Source organism: Pseudomonas silensiensis (genome assembly GCF_050434865.1).
GTDB classification, from domain to species: Bacteria; Pseudomonadota; Gammaproteobacteria; order Pseudomonadales; family Pseudomonadaceae; genus Aquipseudomonas; species Aquipseudomonas fluorescens_W.
Genome location: NZ_JBNDJH010000001.1, coordinates 239,045 through 254,976 on the forward strand (window position 1 = coordinate 239,045; position 15,932 = coordinate 254,976).

General features: G+C 58.5%; 16 protein-coding genes. 5 read left to right on the forward strand and 11 right to left on the reverse strand.

Annotation, left to right across the window (positions count from 1 at the left end; translation table 11 throughout):
• Window positions 1-52: 52 nt before the first annotated feature.
• The 8 genes from QF010_RS00975 to QF010_RS01010 all read right to left on the reverse strand — a co-directional run bounded on the left by QF010_RS00975 (window position 53) and on the right by QF010_RS01010 (window position 6,977).
• Window positions 53-1,255 (reverse strand): CaiB/BaiF CoA transferase family protein, encoded by a 1,203-nt coding sequence (locus tag QF010_RS00975; RefSeq protein WP_429532364.1) that lies wholly within the window; start codon window positions 1,253-1,255, stop codon window positions 53-55.
• Between the two features lie 19 nt (window positions 1,256-1,274).
• The gene (locus QF010_RS00980; RefSeq protein ID WP_429532365.1) at window positions 1,275-2,438 is read right to left on the reverse strand and encodes an acyl-CoA dehydrogenase family protein; all 1,164 of its coding nucleotides are present in this window, start codon (window positions 2,436-2,438) and stop codon (window positions 1,275-1,277) included.
• 66 nt (window positions 2,439-2,504) lie between these two features.
• Window positions 2,505-3,101 carry a thiamine pyrophosphate-dependent enzyme gene (locus QF010_RS00985; protein WP_429532366.1) on the reverse strand — a complete coding sequence of 199 codons (597 nt, stop codon included), beginning with the start codon at window positions 3,099-3,101 and terminating at the stop codon, window positions 2,505-2,507.
• On the reverse strand, window positions 3,089-3,628 hold the full coding sequence (locus tag QF010_RS00990) for a thiamine pyrophosphate-binding protein (protein ID WP_003442221.1): 540 nt from the start codon (window positions 3,626-3,628) through the stop codon (window positions 3,089-3,091). The genes QF010_RS00985 and QF010_RS00990 overlap by 13 nt, the downstream gene beginning before the upstream one ends.
• Window positions 3,629-3,800: 172 nt before the next feature.
• Window positions 3,801-5,015 (reverse strand): pyridoxal phosphate-dependent aminotransferase, encoded by a 1,215-nt coding sequence (locus QF010_RS00995; protein ID WP_429532367.1) that lies wholly within the window; start codon window positions 5,013-5,015, stop codon window positions 3,801-3,803.
• Window positions 5,012-5,650: an RraA family protein gene (locus tag QF010_RS01000; protein ID WP_429532368.1), complete on the reverse strand. Its 639-nt coding sequence runs from the start codon at window positions 5,648-5,650 to the stop codon at window positions 5,012-5,014. Before QF010_RS01000 ends, QF010_RS00995 begins: the two co-directional genes overlap by 4 nt.
• Complete coding sequence (locus QF010_RS01005; RefSeq protein WP_429532369.1) at window positions 5,650-6,312, reverse strand: RraA family protein; 663 nt, start codon at window positions 6,310-6,312, stop codon at window positions 5,650-5,652. Before QF010_RS01005 ends, QF010_RS01000 begins: the two co-directional genes overlap by 1 nt.
• Window positions 6,312-6,977 (reverse strand): RraA family protein, encoded by a 666-nt coding sequence (locus QF010_RS01010; protein ID WP_033061962.1) that lies wholly within the window; start codon window positions 6,975-6,977, stop codon window positions 6,312-6,314. The genes QF010_RS01005 and QF010_RS01010 overlap by 1 nt, the downstream gene beginning before the upstream one ends.
• Window positions 6,978-7,082: 105 nt before the next feature.
• Here QF010_RS01010 and QF010_RS01015 point away from each other — a divergent pair, with 105 nt between their 5' ends.
• Window positions 7,083-7,976, forward strand: a complete 894-nt coding sequence (locus tag QF010_RS01015; RefSeq protein WP_429532370.1) for a LysR family transcriptional regulator — start codon at window positions 7,083-7,085, stop codon at window positions 7,974-7,976.
• A 136-nt stretch (window positions 7,977-8,112) separates the two neighbouring features.
• Window positions 8,113-8,928, forward strand: coding sequence for an alpha/beta fold hydrolase (locus QF010_RS01020; RefSeq protein WP_429532371.1), 816 nt, complete (start codon window positions 8,113-8,115; stop codon window positions 8,926-8,928).
• 43 nt (window positions 8,929-8,971) lie between these two features.
• Here the strand turns inward: QF010_RS01020 and QF010_RS01025 are convergent, their stop codons facing one another.
• A complete protein-coding gene (locus tag QF010_RS01025) occupies window positions 8,972-10,348 on the reverse strand; it encodes an MFS family transporter (RefSeq protein WP_429532372.1) in 1,377 nt (458 codons plus the stop codon).
• A gap of 505 nt (window positions 10,349-10,853) precedes the next feature.
• On the opposite strand from QF010_RS01025, the gene QF010_RS01030 reads away from it, so the two are divergent.
• Together QF010_RS01030 and QF010_RS01035 are read left to right on the forward strand one after the other, a co-directional pair.
• Complete coding sequence (locus QF010_RS01030) at window positions 10,854-11,777, forward strand: LysR family transcriptional regulator (protein ID WP_033061965.1); 924 nt, start codon at window positions 10,854-10,856, stop codon at window positions 11,775-11,777.
• Window positions 11,778-11,937: 160 nt separating this feature from the next.
• The gene (locus QF010_RS01035; RefSeq protein ID WP_429532462.1) at window positions 11,938-13,047 is read left to right on the forward strand and encodes an MFS transporter; all 1,110 of its coding nucleotides are present in this window, start codon (window positions 11,938-11,940) and stop codon (window positions 13,045-13,047) included.
• A gap of 90 nt (window positions 13,048-13,137) precedes the next feature.
• On the opposite strand, the gene QF010_RS01040 is transcribed toward QF010_RS01035, so the two are convergent.
• On the reverse strand, window positions 13,138-14,016 hold the full coding sequence (locus tag QF010_RS01040; RefSeq protein WP_429509591.1) for a LysR family transcriptional regulator: 879 nt from the start codon (window positions 14,014-14,016) through the stop codon (window positions 13,138-13,140).
• 147 nt (window positions 14,017-14,163) lie between these two features.
• Here QF010_RS01040 and ripC point away from each other — a divergent pair, with 147 nt between their 5' ends.
• Window positions 14,164-15,000, forward strand: a complete 837-nt coding sequence (gene ripC / locus QF010_RS01045; protein WP_429532373.1) for an itaconate degradation C-C-lyase RipC — start codon at window positions 14,164-14,166, stop codon at window positions 14,998-15,000.
• An 18-nt stretch (window positions 15,001-15,018) separates the two neighbouring features.
• On the opposite strand, the gene QF010_RS01050 is transcribed toward ripC, so the two are convergent.
• Window positions 15,019-15,921 carry a LysR family transcriptional regulator gene (locus QF010_RS01050; protein WP_429532374.1) on the reverse strand — a complete coding sequence of 301 codons (903 nt, stop codon included), beginning with the start codon at window positions 15,919-15,921 and terminating at the stop codon, window positions 15,019-15,021.
• Between the last annotated feature and the right edge of the window lie 11 nt (window positions 15,922-15,932).

Here is a 15,932-nt window from a genome sequence, read left to right on the forward strand (position 1 = left end):
CTCTCGAAAAACTTTGATCGTTGCAGGCAGGTTTTTTGTTTTCAGATCAAGGCTAAATCGCCCCGGCTGCGCGCATTTGTTCGATGCGGTCCGTTCCCAGCCCCAGTTCCCTGAGTACCTGTTCGGTGTGTTGGCCGAGGCCCGGGACGGCATCCATACGTGGCTCGAACGCGCTGTTGCTGCCGGGAGGTATCAAGCTCGGGACGGTGCCGGCAGAGGTTTCGACTTCCCGCCAGCGACCACGGGCCTGAAGTTGCGGATGGTCCCAGACACCTTGCATGTCGTTCACCCGAGCGTTAGCGATTTGCGCGTGGTCGAGGCGATCAATGACGGCATCGAAGTTGAGCGTGGAGAACGATTCAACGATCAGCTCGCGCAGCGCCTGACGGTTTTCCACGCGTTTGAAATTGGCCGAGAAGCGCTGGTCTTTCGCCAGTTCGGGTTTGAGCAGCACCTTGTCGCAAAACAACTGCCATTCACGCTCGTTCTGCAAACCCAGCATCACGGTGGTGCCGTCACCGATGGGGAAGGGGCCGTAGGGGTAAATGGTGGCGTGCGCGGCACCGGCCCGAGGTGGCGGAGGTGCACCGTCGTAGGCGTAGTACATCGGGTAGTTCATCCACTCGACCAGGCTTTCCAGCATCGACACATCGAGGTGGCTGCCTTCACCGGTGCGCCCACGCAACAGCAGCGCGGACAGGATGCCGGTGTAGGCATACATGCCAGCTGCAATGTCGGCGATCGAACAACCGGCCTTGGCCATTTCTTCTTCGCCCGAGCCACCGGTCACCGACAGAAATCCACCTTCGCTCTGGATCAACAGGTCGTAGGCTTTTTTCTTTTCATAGGGGCCACCGGCGCCATAGCCTGAAATGTCACACACAATGAGCTGCGGAAATCGCTGATGAAGCATCTCGAACGACAGGCCCATTCGCGCGGCAGCACCGGGTGCGAGGTTTTGCACGAGCACATCGGCGGTGGCCAGCAAACTGTCCAGCACCTCGGTGGCCGAATCCTGCTTCAAGTCGAGGGTCAGGCTTTCTTTCGAGCGGTTAGTCCAGACGAAGTGCGAGGCCAGGCCGTTGACGCGCTGGTCATAACCTCGAGCGAAATCACCTGTGCCCGGACGTTCGACCTTGATCACCCGGGCGCCCAGATCGGCCAGTTGTCGGGTGCAGAAAGGGGCAGCAATGGCATGTTCAAGGCTGACGACAGTAATGCCATCGAGAGGACGGATGCCGTTGGACTGGATCATGATCTTTTCTCTCTTGTTTTTAGAAAGAGCGCGGCAGCTCGAGCAGGTGTTCGGCGACGTACGACAGGATCAGGTTGGTGGAGATGGGCGCTACCTGGTACAGGCGGGTTTCGCGGAATTTGCGCTCGACGTCGTACTCGCAGGCGAAACCGAAACCGCCGTGGGTCTGCAAGCAGGCATTAGCCGCTTCCCAGGAGGCTTTCGCCGCCAGGTACTTGGCCATGTTGGCGCTGGCCCCGGCGTTGAGGCCGCTGTCGTATTCCTCGCAGGCACGCCAGCGCATCAGGTCGGCCGCTTCGATCTCGATGTGCGCTTCGGCGATGGGGAATTGCACGCCCTGGTTCTGCCCGATCGGGCGCCCAAACACCACGCGGTCGCGAGCGTAGGCACTGGCCTTTTCGATAAACCAGCGACCGTCACCGATGCATTCGGCGGCGATCAGGGTGCGTTCGGCATTCAGTCCATCGAGGATGTAGCGGAAGCCTTTGCCTTCCTCGCCGATGAGGCTGTCAGCGGGGATTTCCAGGTTGTCGAAGAACAACTCGTTGGTTTCGTGATTGACCATGTTGGCGATCGGCTGCACGGTCATGCCGTTGCCGATGGCCTCGCGCAGATCGACGAGGAAGATCGACATGCCTTCGGACTTCTTCTTCACGTCGGCCAACGGCGTGGTCCGCGCCAGCAGGATCATCAGGTCGGAATGCTGAACGCGTGAGATCCACACCTTCTGCCCGTTGATCACGTACTGGTCACCTTTGCGCACGGCGGTTGTCTTTATCTTTGTGGTGTCGGTACCGGTGGTGGGCTCGGTGACGCCCATCGATTGCAGGCGCAATTCGCCGCTGGCCAGTTTCGGCAGGTAGTAGCTTTTCTGCGACTCGCTGCCGTGACGCAGCAGGGTGAACATGTTGTACATCTGCCCGTGAACGGTGCCGGAGTTGCCGCCGCAGCGGTTCACTTCCTCCAGGATCACCGAGGCCTCGGCCAGCCCAAGGCCGGAGCCGCCATATTCGACAGGAATCATCGCTGCCAGCCAACCAGCGTCGGTCAGGGCCTTGACGAAGGTTTCCGGAAAGCCTTTTTCTTCGTCGACTTTGCGCCAGTAAGCCGCATCGAATTCAGCGCACAGAGCACGTACGCCCTCGCGGATGGCATTGAGTTCTTCAGAGTTACGGTCAGTCATTATTATTCTCCTCAACGCGTCACGCACGGCATCAGCCCTGCGTGACCGGGTCCGGGCAAAGAGCAATCAGATCGGGTTGAAACCCAAGGCGGCACGAAAACGATTCTTGATGTAATGACCATCGCGCGGTGGCAGCACCCGTGGCGGGTTTTCTGCTTTGATCTTGATCGTCGCGAGCTTGACGCCATCGCGGGTCGCAAAGCGCTCGCGCAGGTCATGTACGCCTTCCATGTCGCGGATTTCATCGGTCCAGCTGAAGCCGCAAGTCTTCGCCACCTGGTCCAGGGAAATACCAAAACCGGCGTGGCTGACTTGCATGCCGGTTTCACCAAAGTGACCGTTATCCAGCACAGCGATGGTCAGGTTGGCGGGCTTTTGCAGCGCGACGGTCGCCAGGGCGCCGAAGCCCATGAGCAACTCGCCGTCACCGGTGACCACCACCACCGACTTGTCTGGCTGCGCGTTGGCGAGGCCCAACCCGACAGTGATTGCGCTGCCCATGGCAGCCCACAGGTAATAATTCAGATCATTGTCACCGGCAGCCATGACGTCATAGGACGCCGAACCGAGACCCGTCACGACCAGCACGTCTTTGCGGTCGGCCAGCAAGGCCTTGACCACTTCGCGGCGGCACAGGGTGTGGTTTGCGCTTACTTGACCCATTTCTTTTCTCCAATCAGGCGCTGACCGAGCAGCAGGGCAGTGGACGAATCACCGTTGAAGGCCATGGTCGCGGCACCGTGCAGCAGGGGGGCGACGTCTTCAGGGACGTCCGCGCGCCAGGTCATCACTTTCATCAGGTTCAGGGAGGCTTCGGTGGCCTGGCCCATCGGGTTCTGCCACGCGTTGAACTCGGCCCAGTCGCCACGCATGGTGACCACCATCAGCAGGGGGAAGCCGGCACAGACTTGAAGTGCCAGGGTGTTGATGCAGTTACCGACGCCACTGGACTGCATCAAGAGGGCGCCGCGCTCACCGCCCAGCCATGCGCCGGCTAGGTAGCCGATGCCTTCTTCTTCGGTGGTGAGGACGACCGCTTTGATGTCCGGGTCTGCATAGGACATACGGATCGCCGCCGAGTGGCCCGCATCCGGTACGAAGACCACGTGTTTGACGTCGTGGGCCTTGAGCACGCGGAATACGTCCTCCTGCCAATCCTGTCCCACGGTGTGTTCAGCTTCTGTTGACATGCCAATCTCCCAAGCAGTGCTGCTTTTGTGTTTTCACACATTCTGGGAGGGATGGAGGAGAAGGACGACTACCGTTTTTGTCTTTGAGATATGCCCATTTTGTATAGCAGGGAGGTGATTGCGTGGCCTGCCGGACAACGGCGATAGCCACGCATTATGGGAAGGGAAATGATTAACGCAGAGAGTTGCAGAATGTACGGATCGCCTCGCAAGCCCGGCGCAATGAAACGTCATCCAGGGCATAGGCAATGCGAATGTAAGGGCCAAGGCCAAAAGCGCTGCCATGCACCACGGCCACATTCGCTTCGTCGAGCAGCGCATGCGCGACATCTTCGTCGGTGTGCAGTACTCGGCCACCCGGTGAGGTACGGCCAATCAATCCGGCACAGGAAGCGAACGCGTAGAACGCACCGGCCGGACTGATGCATTCAAGGCCTGGGGTGTCGTTCAGCAACGCCACCATCAAATCGCGACGACTCTGGAATGCAACGCGGCTTTCACGGATGAAATCCTTGGGACCTTCCAGCGCAGCGAGTGCGGCCTGTTGCGAAATCGAACTGGCGCCGGAGGTTTGCTGACCTTGCAGTTTTTCCATGGCGTCCAGCAACCACCGTGGCCCTGTGGCAAAACCGATGCGCCAGCCGGTCATGGCATAGGCCTTGGACACCCCGTTCATGGTCAGGGTGCGCGGTGCCAGTCGTGGTTCAACCTGGGCCAGGGTGTAGAACACTTGATCGTCGAAGATCAGGTGTTCGTAGATGTCATCGGCCAGAATCAGCACATGAGGATGAGACAACAACACCTCAGCCAGGGCGTGCAGTTCTTCCCGGCTGTACACCGCGCCGGTCGGGTTGGACGGCGAATTGAGGATCAACCAGCGGGTCTGCGGGGTGATCGCCGCGGCCAGCGCCGAGGGCGTCAGCTTGAAACCGGTGTCGGCATCGCAGGTAACGATTCGGGCTTCACCACCGCACAGTTGAACCATCTCCGGGTAACTGACCCAGTACGGCGCCGGCACGATGACTTCGTCACCTTCATTGAGGGTTGCGGCCAAAGCGTTGTAGATCACCTGTTTGCCACCGTTGCAGACCAGGGTGTCTTGCCAGGTGACGTCCAGGCCGTTCTCGCGGCGGAACTTGGCGGCCACCGCTTCTCGCAGTGAACGTACCCCGGCGACCTGGGTGTAGCGGGTGTGCCCGTGTTCAATGGCGTGAATGGCCGCTTCGCGCACATGCTTGGGCGTATCGAAATCTGGCTCGCCGGCGCACAGCGAAATGATCTTCGCACCTTGCGCCCGGCGCTCTGCAACCCGATCCATGATTCGGTAAGTCGCGGAAGGCTGGGCACCGGCCAGACGCTGATTCAGCCGCTGGATATCGGCGCTCATGCGCGGGTTCTCCACTCAGTCAGGTTCATCAGTTCCAGGGTCGAGCGGCCTTCGGTCAACGCCTGCATCATCTGCGCTTCCTTGCTCGCGCGCGCCTCGCCTTCGGCCAGGGTGCGTACCGCATCCGCCTTGGGAATGATGATCACACCGTCATCGTCGGCCACCACCCAGTCACCCTGAGCCACCCAAGCACCGTTGAAATTGAACGGTTGCCCCACCGAAGGCGCACTGGCCTTGACCGTGCCTTTCACCGAGATGCCGCGAGCAAACACCGGGAACTGGCGTTTCTTCAGTGCAGCGATGTCGCGTACGCCACCATCGATCACCAGCCCGACCACGCCAGCCGCTTCGGCCGCCACGGTCAGCACTTCGCCCCAATAACCGGCGATGAAACCACCCGTACCCACGACCAGCACGCTGCCACGGGGTACACGTTCCATCGCCAGGTGCAGGGCGAGGTTGTCACCCGGCGAACATTCCAGCGGGTAGGCGGGGGCGGAGATGAAGGCGCCGTCCCAGATCGGGCGGATGGCACTGTCGACCGCGCAAGGCAGATGGGACGCTTCATACAGCGTCGAGCTGCCCAGCACTTTTGCCCGTGCATGAAAATCCAGGGGGAGGGGGAGCATGGTCATCAGACTTTCCTCTGCAGGCTGTGGTAACCCAGTGCGGCCCGGGCTTCTTTAAGGGTTTTGCCTTGGCTGATCAGGGCGCGAATGTCGGCTTCGATCGATTCGATCTGGCGGGCACATGCCGCCACTTCAGCCGCACGGGCGCGGGGGACGATCACCACGCCGTTGGCGTCAGCCACCACGATGTCGCGGGCACAGACCCGGGCCGTACCGATGGACACCGGCTGGTTGACCGACTGAACCTGTACGCGGTCTTTGCCGGTGCGCATGAAGCGGCCTTTGCTGAACATCGGGTAGCCATCGCCCAGTGCTTTGTTCACGTCACGGCAAACGCCGTCAATGACCGTGGCAGCGATCTGCCGAGTGCCGGCGTACTGGGTCATGATGTCGCCCCAAACCGTGCAGTCGGTGCGGCCGCCGTTGTCGATGACCACCACATCGCCAGGTGCCACCTCTTCGATGAAATCGCCCACGGTGCCGGGAGGGACGCTGGCCGAGACGTACTGCACGGTGTACGCCGGGCCGACGATGACCTTGCTGTAGTTGTCCAGTGGCGCCACGCCGAGGCATTGGCCGGGCAGGCCGAGTTTGTCCAGCGCATCGGAAACGCCCGGGGTGTCCAGGCCTTCAAACAAGGCGACCAGTTCTTTGTCTTCGATGTTCATCAGGCGTGCTCCACGTGGATCGCTTCGAATTGGGTGTCATGCATCACCTCGGCGACCGAGCGGCCGCTGCGAACAGCCTCGACCATGCCCTCCTGGCGGTGGGCGATGCGCTCGCCAAGGTCGAGCACTTTCTCGATATAGGCTGAGGGCACAAACACGGTGCCGCAGGTATCGGCGATGACATAGTCGTTCTCGCTGACGTCGACGCCGGCCACGTTGATGGTCACAGCGGCATCGATCTGCACGACCCGATTGCGGGCGCTGATCATGGTCACGCCGCGGCCATAAACCGGGTAGCCAATCGACTCGCTGCCGTCGATGTCCCGGCTGAAACCGTCGATGACCGTGCCGCGCACTTTCTTGCTGGTCGCGGCATTGGCGAGGATATCGCCCCAGCAGGAGATGCCTTCGATTCCACCGGCGATCACCAGCACACGATCATCGCTGTCGATCTGCTCCACCACGGGGGTAATCAGGTGCACAGTGGGGACGTTGTCGGATTTAGGAGCCAGCAGCACGGTGCTGGCGCGGCCGATAATCTTTGGGCAGTTCCACAACGGGCGCAGCCCAACGGTGGCACCCGGCAGGCCGAGGAAGTCGAGCGCATCGGAAACCGTGTTGGTATCCAGCGCCGCCAAGCGATCCAGCAAACTCTTGTTGATCATGGGAAAGCCCCAGTGGTGACGGAGGCGCCCAGTGTCAGCGAGACAATTTGATAGGTATATTACTAATCACAGATGCGTTAGATACGTTAAACCTATGGATTAATCATGATCAATTTCCGACTGATTCGTCATCTCTGGTTGTTCCTGGCGGTGGCCGAAGAACAGAATTTCGGCCGAGCGGCCAAGCGGTTGGGCATGTCCCAGCCACCGCTGAGCGAGCAGATCCAGGTGCTGGAACAGGCGCTCAAGGTCAAGCTGTTTGATCGCTCGCGACGCGGTGCGAAGCTGACCCCGGTGGGGGCGGCGATTCTGCCGGCCGTGCGCAAGTTCGCCGACCAATTGGAGCGCCTGGAACTCGCCGTGGAGGAGGCGGTGGCGGGGCAGTCGGGGATGTTGACCATCGGCGCGATTTCCACGGCCATGTTTGATGTCTTGCCCGGTTTGATCGAGCAATTGAAAAGTGATTATCCGCACCTCACTGTGTCCGTGCGGGAGATCGACAGCGTCGAAGCCGTGCCGGCGCTGGAAGCCGGCGACATCGACCTGGCCTTCGCCCGGCTGGACGGTGATCTGGGGGCGTCGATCAAATCACTGCCGCTGACTCAGGACCGCCTCGTTGTGGCCCTGCCCAGCGATCACCCCTTGGCTGCACGCACGCGAATCAGCCTGTCCAGCCTGGCCACTGAACCCTTGGTGATGTTTTCCCGAAAGGTCAGCCCGGTCTACTTCGACAATCTGATCGCGACCTGCCGTGCCAGCGGTTTTTCCCCGCGCGTGCTGCATGAAGTGCGCTCGGTCGCCTCGCAAATTGCCTTTGTCAGCTGCGGCCAGGGCATCGCACTGGTACCTGCGTCGCTGAAAAAACTGGCGCCCGACAACGTGGTGTTTCGAGCGCTGAGCCAGAAGCTCAATGTCGTGACAACAGCGCTGGCCTGGAATGCAGATCGGCCCAATCCGATGGTGGAAGAGCTGGTCACCCGACTCCAGTCCCGGGCGTGAACAGCAATGATAGGTTTGGCATATGAAAACCTTCCCGTATTAGGAATTTACAGAAGGCTCGATTCCCTTGAAATTGCGAGCCTGGCTGCCGGCAACCCAGGCTCGGCGCTACCTTTTCGTTCAAGGAGTCAACAACGTGCCTTCTCCAGAAACGTTCAATCATGTGCAACTCCCGCTGACGGTGGAGGGTGTGCAACTGAACGTGGCCGCCATCCATCGCGACGGCGACCTTGCGCCGATCGTGTTCCTGCATGGTTTTGGTTCGACCAAGGAGGACTATGCCGACATCGTGCAGCAGTGCGCATTCGCCGGTCACCCTTTCGTGGCTTACGACGCACCGGGTTGCGGCGAAAGCCAGTGCAGTGATCTTTCCAGGATTTCCATTCCCTTTCTGCTGCAGACTGCGGTGCAGGTGCTCGAGCATTTTGGCATCGAACGCTTCCATCTGGTCGGCCATTCCATGGGCGGTCTGACCGCATTGATGCTGGCGCATCAGTTCCCGGACCGGGTGCTGAGCTTCGTCGATATCGAGGGTAATATCGCCCCGGAAGACTGCTTCCTCAGCCGGCAGATCATTGATTACCCGAGCAACGATCCCGAGGCTTTTTTCTCGGCCTTCATCGAGCGCGCCCGGCACGCTCCGGCGTTTGCCAGTGCGCTGTATTCCGCGAGCTTGCGACACAAGGTGCGTGCCGGTGCTGTGCGAGGGATTTTCCAGTCGATGGTCGATCTTTCCGATAATGCCGATCTGATGAGCAAATTCCTCGGCTTGAAATGCCCGCGGATGTTCATGTACGGCGAACAAAACGCGTCACTGTCCTATCTGCCGCATATCCAGGCCGAAGGTGTCCGGCTGGCCCCCATTCCTGATTGCGGGCATTTCCCGATGTATTCCAACCCCATCGCGATGTGGCAACAGATCGCCGATTTCCAGGCAAGTACTGCGCAGTAATGCAAAAAGGGCCCATCGGGCCCTTTTCGTGTCGCTGTAATGGTCAGGCCCTGGCAGCGCCCGGTTTTGAACAACCTCTGAGCCCGGTGCGCTCTTCGACCTCACCGGAACCGCTGATGTACCCGTATCGGGACAGATTTGGCATCAACATCGCGGCGATGAACGTGATGGTCACGACGGCCGCGACATAGAAGAAGAAATACTCCTCAATGCCTTGGGACCGGAGCGACAAGGCGACGTATTCGGCGGTGCCGCCGAATGCCGCATTGCCGACGGCATACGGAAAGCCCACGCCCAATGCGCGCACCGCAGGCGGGAACAGTTCCGCTTTGACGATCCCGGCAATCGGGGTGTAGAGCGACGCAATGGCCAGGCCACCAAACACCAGCAGGAACGCCGTAAACGGACTACTCACCGACTGCAGCGAATAGAGTAGGGGGATCACCAGCACCATGGCCAACCCTGAAAACATCAGCATGTGCGCCTTGATCCCGATACGGTCCGCCAGCAAGCCAAACAGTGGCTGGCAGAACATGAAACCGACCAGGGCCGCGGTCATGATGAAACTGACCGTTTCCGGGCTGAAACCAGCGGAGATCACCAGGAACTTCTGCATATAAGTGGTGAAGGTGTAGAAGTACAAAGAACCACCGATGGTGAACGCTACCACCAGCGCGACCGCCCGTTTGTGCTTGAACATGCCGCGCAGCGAGCCGGCGTCTTTGCGGTTCATGTCTTTCTTGGTGGCGGTTTCATGCATGGCGCGGCGCAGATACACCACCACGATTGAGCTTAGCGCGCCGATGAAGAACGGAATCCTCCAGCCCCATTCGCGCAATTCTTCGCCGGTGAGGGTTTGCTGGAGAATGACCACCGTCATCAATGCCATGAGCTGACCGGCAATGATGGTGAAGTACTGAAAGGAGCCATAAAAACAGCGGCGCCCAGGTGTCGCAATTTCACTGATGTAGGTGGCACCGGTGCCGTACTCCGCGCCGACGGACAGCCCCTGAATCAACCGGGCGACGACGAGCAAAACCGGCGCCGCCACACCGATGGTTTCATAGGTTGGCATGACGGCAATCAGCAGGGAGCCGGCGCACATCATGAACACCGAGATAATCATCGAGACCTTACGGCCGCGAGTATCGGCAATCCAGCCGAAAATCCAGCCGCCGAGAGGGCGCATGAAAAAGCCGACAGCGAAGACGCCGGCGGTTGCGAGCAGTTGGCTGGTGGTGTCGCCTTTAGGGAAAAACGAAGCTGCAAAGTAGATGGCGGTATAGGCATAAATGAAAAAGTCGTACCACTCCACCAGATTGCCCGAGCAGGCACCCATGATGGCTCTGACGCGATTCGGACTTTTAATCTGATCGGACTTTTCAGTGTGGAGTGTTGAGTCGCTGGTAGATGCAGACATTCTGTTCACCCTTTTTTCAAGGCGAGACGATACGAGGCGCACGCTGATGCGTGTCCGACGTTGCTAGCTCGATGGGTTGATGGGCTTAACGCAGTGGTTGTGACCTTTTGACGACCAAGGCACATGAAGAGGGGGGATGTATAGGAGAGGTCAGCTGTTCGCTGACTGTGTAAGGGGGGGCGGTCAGGTAACGAGAAAGGTAGTAAGTCATGGCGCAAGCCCTCGAATCTTATTCTTGTAGTCAGTCGATCGCTCTTGGCGTCGACGTTGATTGCACGCTACCGCAGAGTGAGGAGGGTAATAAGCCGTGAGCCAGGCCTAACTGATATACCGAAATTTTATAGCTTGCCTTGCAACCCCTGCGGGCTGGGGGATACAGCCGACTCGAAAGCCGCCAGGCCCCATGCGACGCGGGCCCTGTGGCATTCCAAGAAACGCTATTGCGTTTACACTCACACTACTTTCGACGCATTTCGCGCCGAGCCCGACTTTGACTGGCCTGGTAATGGATGTCGTTCAACTCAAAACCCTGATTCATGTGGCTGAGCTAGGCAGTCTCAGCAAGGCCTCAGATCGGCTTCACATCGCACAACCGGCACTTAGCCGGCAAATTCGATTGTTGGAAAAGGAACTCGGCACCTACCTGTTTGATCGGCATGGGCGAGGCATGGAGATTACCGATGCCGGCCGCGAAGTGCTGGCGCATGCCACCCGAATCATGGAAGAAATGGAGTCCATTCGAAGTTCGGTGGTGGGCGGAAAGACTTCTTTTCGGGGAACGGTCGTCATCGGTACGACGCCGACGGTAGCGGAAATTGTCACCGTTCCTCTGGTCCGCAAAATCAAAGAGGCGCATCCGAATCTCGCCGTCAGGTTTTCCTCGGCGTTCAGCGGTTATTTGCTGGATTGGGTACAGCGGGGCGAACTGGAGCTGGCAATTTCTTACGATCCGCAACCGCTGCATACGCTGCGTATTGTGCCAGTGATGATGGAAAACTTGCTGCTGGTCGGCCCCGCCAGCGCCAACCTGCGTCTTGATACGCCGGTGTCATTCGCGTCTTTGGCTGAGCAGTCATTGGTGTTGCCAAGCGCTCGACATAGCCTTCGCGTGATTCTGGATGATTGTGCGCGTGAAGTCGGGATCAAGCTCAAGACCAGCGTTGAAGCCGACTCCTTCGGCGCGATGATTGCGTTGGTCTGCAATGGCTTCGGTTTGACCGCTCTGCCTTTGGCATCGATTTACACGCAAATCGAATCTGGCGTGCTCAGCGCCGCACCCCTGGTCGACCCCATTCCGATGCGCAAACTGGTTCAGGTCTTTCCTGCAGACAGAAGGGTCAGTCCGGCTGCCAAGTTCGTCGGGGATGCCTTCATTGAAATTGCTGCCGACCTGGTCAATCGCAAGATTTGGGCTGGGCACATGCTTTGAGCCAACGGCCAAAGCCCTCCATTCTTGACCCAACCTAAAGCGACTGCTTACCCGTAGTTGCGCCGCTACCCACGACTTCCGTTCTTTTCTCACCACTGATGACACTGCTTTGAACCATCAAACGCGATTGCCCGGCGTATTCGGCATTTTTATATTGGGGATGCTGCAAGTTCTGGTCTGGGGAGGTTCGTTCTTCCTCATGGCCGTCATGGCCGATCCGATCATGAGAGAGACCGGTTGGGCCAGCCAATGGGTGTATGGCGCACTGTCGCTGAGCATTCTGGTTTCCGCGATGCTGGCGCCATTGACCAGTCGGCTTATCGCCCGCTACGGCGGCCGTCCCATCCTGGCCAGTAGCGGCCTGGGCGTCGCCATCGGGTTGTTTCTGATGGCCAGTTCGACCTCGTTACCGATGTTTCTTTTGTCCTGGGCAGTGATTGGCGTCGGTATGGCGCTGGGGCTGTATGAAGCACTTTTCGCCACTTTAGGTTCTCTATACGGGGAGCGGGCGGGCGGTGTGATTACCGGCATCACCCTTATTTCCGGGTTTGCGACAACGCTGTCATGGCCTGCGGTTGCACTGGTCATCGAGCACGTTGGCTGGCGCACGACGTGCGTGGCTTATGGGGTGTTACTGGTCGTTGCCGTGGCACCGCTTTATCTCTGGGTGCTGGCGCAGGGTGCGGGGCCACTCGCAAAAAGCCATGCACTGAGTGATGAAAACCTCTCAATCGATCGGCGGATCTACCTGCTGCTCACGCTGATTTTTGCGCTGGGTGCGGTGATCATGACGGCGATGTCTGTCCAGCTGATTTCATTGTTGCAGGGGCAGGGCTACTCACTTGCAGCCGCCATCGGACTGAGCGCCTTGCTCGGTCCGAGTCAGGTAGGTTCACGTGTCCTGCAAGTGTTTTCGCGAAAGCGACACCCGATCTGGACGACATTGATCTCCGTGGTATTTGTGGCGATTGGTCTGTTGCTGGTGACCATAGCGCCGGCAATGACCGCGGTGGGTCTGGTGATCTACGGCGCGGGTAATGGTTTGCGGGCGATCGTTCGAGGACTACTGCCACTGGCCCTTATGTCGCCCACCCATTATGTGTTGCTGATGGGGCGCATGGCTCGGCCTTCGCTCATTGGACAAGCCTTGACCCCGCTTGCTGGCGGCTACCTGTTGCAGACGTGGGGCGCTGGCGGTGTGCTTGCGGGCTTGAGTTCGTTGGCCGTGTTGAATGTGCTGTTGGTGTTATTGCTCATTCGGTGGGTATGAAAAAACTGATCTCTTCACGACAATTTTTTAGCTCTTCACAATGGCCGCTTTCGAAAGCAGTCGGCTTCCATACCGGCGGAGAGTGTGTAGTTAACTGACTGCACAATTTACAAAGTTCTGCAGGAAAATCGAGTTGTCACTGCGACGCCAGGCGAGTGTAAGTCGGGCGATGGGGGATACATCATTTATCTCTTTGAAAACCACCCCTGCGGCATGCACTTGCTGCATCGAAGCCGGTACAAGCGAAACCCCCAGTTCTGCCGCTACCAAATGCACGACAGAGGCCAGTTGTGGAGCGCTTTGTCCCAGAATCGGGTCAAAACCAGCATCGTGGCAAGCAGCGATAACGGTGTCGAATAAGGTGGGTCCTACTTCTCTTGGATAGAGAATGAAGGGGTCCTGGCTGAGATCTTTCAAGCTCAATTTTTTCTGGCGTGCAGCTACATGATCTTTTGGTAGAACCGCGAGCAACGGTTCCTCCGAGAGAGTTCGCATTGTCAAATGATCAGCTTCAGCTATCCCTGGGCGAATAAAGACCGCGTCCAGGTCACCTTCCTTAAGGCCAGCCATCAGTCGAATGGTATTGCTTTCCTCCAGGGTCAAATCAACGTCCGGGTATGCCCGCCGAAAATTGCGAATCGCCGCAGCCACGACCGGATTGAAACTTGCGGAGGCAGTGAAACCTATGCGCAGTGCCCCTAACTCGCCCCGAGCGGCTCGTTGAGCCGCATGCGTTGCTCGTTCTACCTGTGCTGGTATGTTTCGAACCAAGTCATGGAACGCCTGCCCAGCCGCAGTCAATTCTGCGCCTTGCGGAATTCGGTGAAACAACCGGGTGCCCACCTCACGCTCCAGGTCGCGGATCTGCAAGCTCAATGGCGGTTGTCCGATGCCGACTTTCTGAGCAGCACGGGTAAAACTCTGCTCTTGAGCGACGGCTAGAAAGTAGCGGATGTGGCGCAGCTCCATAGATGTTAGTTCCGCAGGTATTTGTAAAACATATGAAGATCGATAGCTCCATACAATAGTCCATTGAGGTATGTCTCGCTATGGTGGTATCCGTCGGCAAGGACCACAGCATGCCTTGCGGCAGGTTCATCAACTCTGGAGTAGAAAATGTCCGTACGTCTGCGCAGTGCTCTCTTCACGCCGGCAACACACCCTGAACGTTTCGCCAAAGCCGAGGAGGTGGGTGCTGATCTTTTGATTATTGATCTGGAAGACGCGATAGCGCCTAAAGACAAAAAAACTGCTCGTGCTACCGCTTTCAACACACTCAATTCGACCAAGGAAGCGCGGCTCCCTCGTATTATTCGTATCAATGGGCTGGATACGTCTGCGGGGCTTTCTGACGTGCTTGAACTGTTGGCAAGTCCGGTTCAGCCTGAATTTCTGCTACTTCCCAAAACCGAATCCGTTGCACATTTGCAGATAGTGGACCGTCTGCTCAGCGAAAAAGGCTTGAGCACTCAGTTGATCGGCTTGATCGAAAGCGCGGTAGGGCTCAAGGCGGTGGGAGACATCGCTCATGCGACGCCCCGACTCGCCGCACTCATGTTCGGGGCTGCGGATCTGGCGGCGGATCTAGGCTGTGGACCCTTTGCAGCGAATCTCACCTTCGCACGTGTATCGCTTGTGAGCGCGTGCGCGACAGCAGCTATCGCTGCTATCGATTCTCCATTTTTTGATATTCGCGACTTGGCCGGGCTTGAGCGGGCAGCCCTCCAGGCTGCCGACATGGGGTTTGCCGGTAAAGCGGCGATTCACCCGAGTCAGATTGCTGCCATCAATCAGGCGTTCACACCGACCGCCGATGAGATCACCGCAGCGCGGGCCATTCTGATTGAAAACTGTCGGGGCGTCGGGCAAGTGAACGGGGTCATGGTCGATGAGGCCGTCGCTCGCCAAGCCCGCCGGGTGCTGGTTCGCGCAGGCCTATCCGCTGAAGTGTAAAGACCGGGAAACCTGACCTCATGCACTATCGAGTATTCCTGGCTGACAAAGAATCTCGATCAGGTGATCTCGCAACACATTCTTTTCACGCGGGTTGCGCTGTACGCACACTCGTAAATCACGCTTGGCCCATCCCTCTACAAGATCGATAACCTGAAGGCGATCCAGGTCTGCTGGCTCTAACGCTGAGCGTGGGGCGATGCCGATACCCGCTCCCGATGAGACCAGGCGAGCAATCGCCCGAAATCCGGAGACCTGGACACGCACATCTAATCGCCCGCCAAGGGCGCTGGCGTGATTCATCAAAAAGGTATGCAGTGCCGCACCTGATTGAAGGCTGATAAATGGGAGCCCCAAGCATTCGGAAAAACTAACCGAATGCTGGTTGTCAAATCGACCGTCTAATGGTGCCAGCAGCACTAATTGGTCCTGCCGGTATGGCAGAAACTCAAGATCTGGATGGTCGGACTCCAGCGCAACCACTCCGATGTCGGCACGGCCTGAGGACACGGCTGAAATAATGTCATGGCTCAATCGCTCCTCAAGTGTGATGCGGACATTGGGATGCTTGGAGAAAAAGCGCGCCAGGTCATCCGGCAAATATGAACTGATTGCATTGTTGTTGGCGAAAAAAGTGACGTGACCTATCAAGCCATTGGCGAAGGGTTGCAAGTCAGTCGTCATCTGCTCCAACTGAGCCATGCAGCGTCTCGCATGTTCGACCAGCACATGACCCGCCGGGGTCAAACCCACGCCCCTGGCCTGACGCAGCAGCAAGGGTGTCCCGAGGCTGGCTTCCAGCCCTTTTATGCGCAAACTGACTGAGGAAGGAGCGAGATGACAGCGCTCGGCGCCCCGCGACAGATTGCTTTCCTCGGCGACGGCCAAGAAGACCTTCAGGTCGATCAAGTCGTACATCATTGCGTTAGTCT

Bases quoted from the DNA above. Each gene is read 5' to 3' on its own strand.
- QF010_RS00975 (WP_429532364.1), bottom strand. From the start codon at position 1,255: ATGATCCAGTCCAACGGCATCCGTCCTCTCGATGGCATTACTGTCGTC.
- QF010_RS00980 (WP_429532365.1), bottom strand. From the start codon at position 2,438: ATGACTGACCGTAACTCTGAAGAACTCAATGCCATCCGCGAGGGCGTA.
- QF010_RS00985 (WP_429532366.1), bottom strand. From the start codon at position 3,101: ATGGGTCAAGTAAGCGCAAACCACACCCTGTGCCGCCGCGAAGTGGTC.
- QF010_RS00990 (WP_003442221.1), bottom strand. From the start codon at position 3,628: ATGTCAACAGAAGCTGAACACACCGTGGGACAGGATTGGCAGGAGGAC.
- QF010_RS00995 (WP_429532367.1), bottom strand. From the start codon at position 5,015: ATGAGCGCCGATATCCAGCGGCTGAATCAGCGTCTGGCCGGTGCCCAG.
- QF010_RS01000 (WP_429532368.1), bottom strand. From the start codon at position 5,650: ATGACCATGCTCCCCCTCCCCCTGGATTTTCATGCACGGGCAAAAGTG.
- QF010_RS01005 (WP_429532369.1), bottom strand. From the start codon at position 6,312: ATGAACATCGAAGACAAAGAACTGGTCGCCTTGTTTGAAGGCCTGGAC.
- QF010_RS01010 (WP_033061962.1), bottom strand. From the start codon at position 6,977: ATGATCAACAAGAGTTTGCTGGATCGCTTGGCGGCGCTGGATACCAAC.
- QF010_RS01015 (WP_429532370.1), top strand. From the start codon at position 7,083: ATGATCAATTTCCGACTGATTCGTCATCTCTGGTTGTTCCTGGCGGTG.
- QF010_RS01025 (WP_429532372.1), bottom strand. From the start codon at position 10,348: ATGTCTGCATCTACCAGCGACTCAACACTCCACACTGAAAAGTCCGAT.
- QF010_RS01030 (WP_033061965.1), top strand. From the start codon at position 10,854: ATGGATGTCGTTCAACTCAAAACCCTGATTCATGTGGCTGAGCTAGGC.
- QF010_RS01035 (WP_429532462.1), top strand. From the start codon at position 11,938: ATGCTGCAAGTTCTGGTCTGGGGAGGTTCGTTCTTCCTCATGGCCGTC.
- QF010_RS01040 (WP_429509591.1), bottom strand. From the start codon at position 14,016: ATGGAGCTGCGCCACATCCGCTACTTTCTAGCCGTCGCTCAAGAGCAG.
- ripC (WP_429532373.1), top strand. From the start codon at position 14,164: ATGTCCGTACGTCTGCGCAGTGCTCTCTTCACGCCGGCAACACACCCT.
- QF010_RS01050 (WP_429532374.1), bottom strand. From the start codon at position 15,921: ATGATGTACGACTTGATCGACCTGAAGGTCTTCTTGGCCGTCGCCGAG.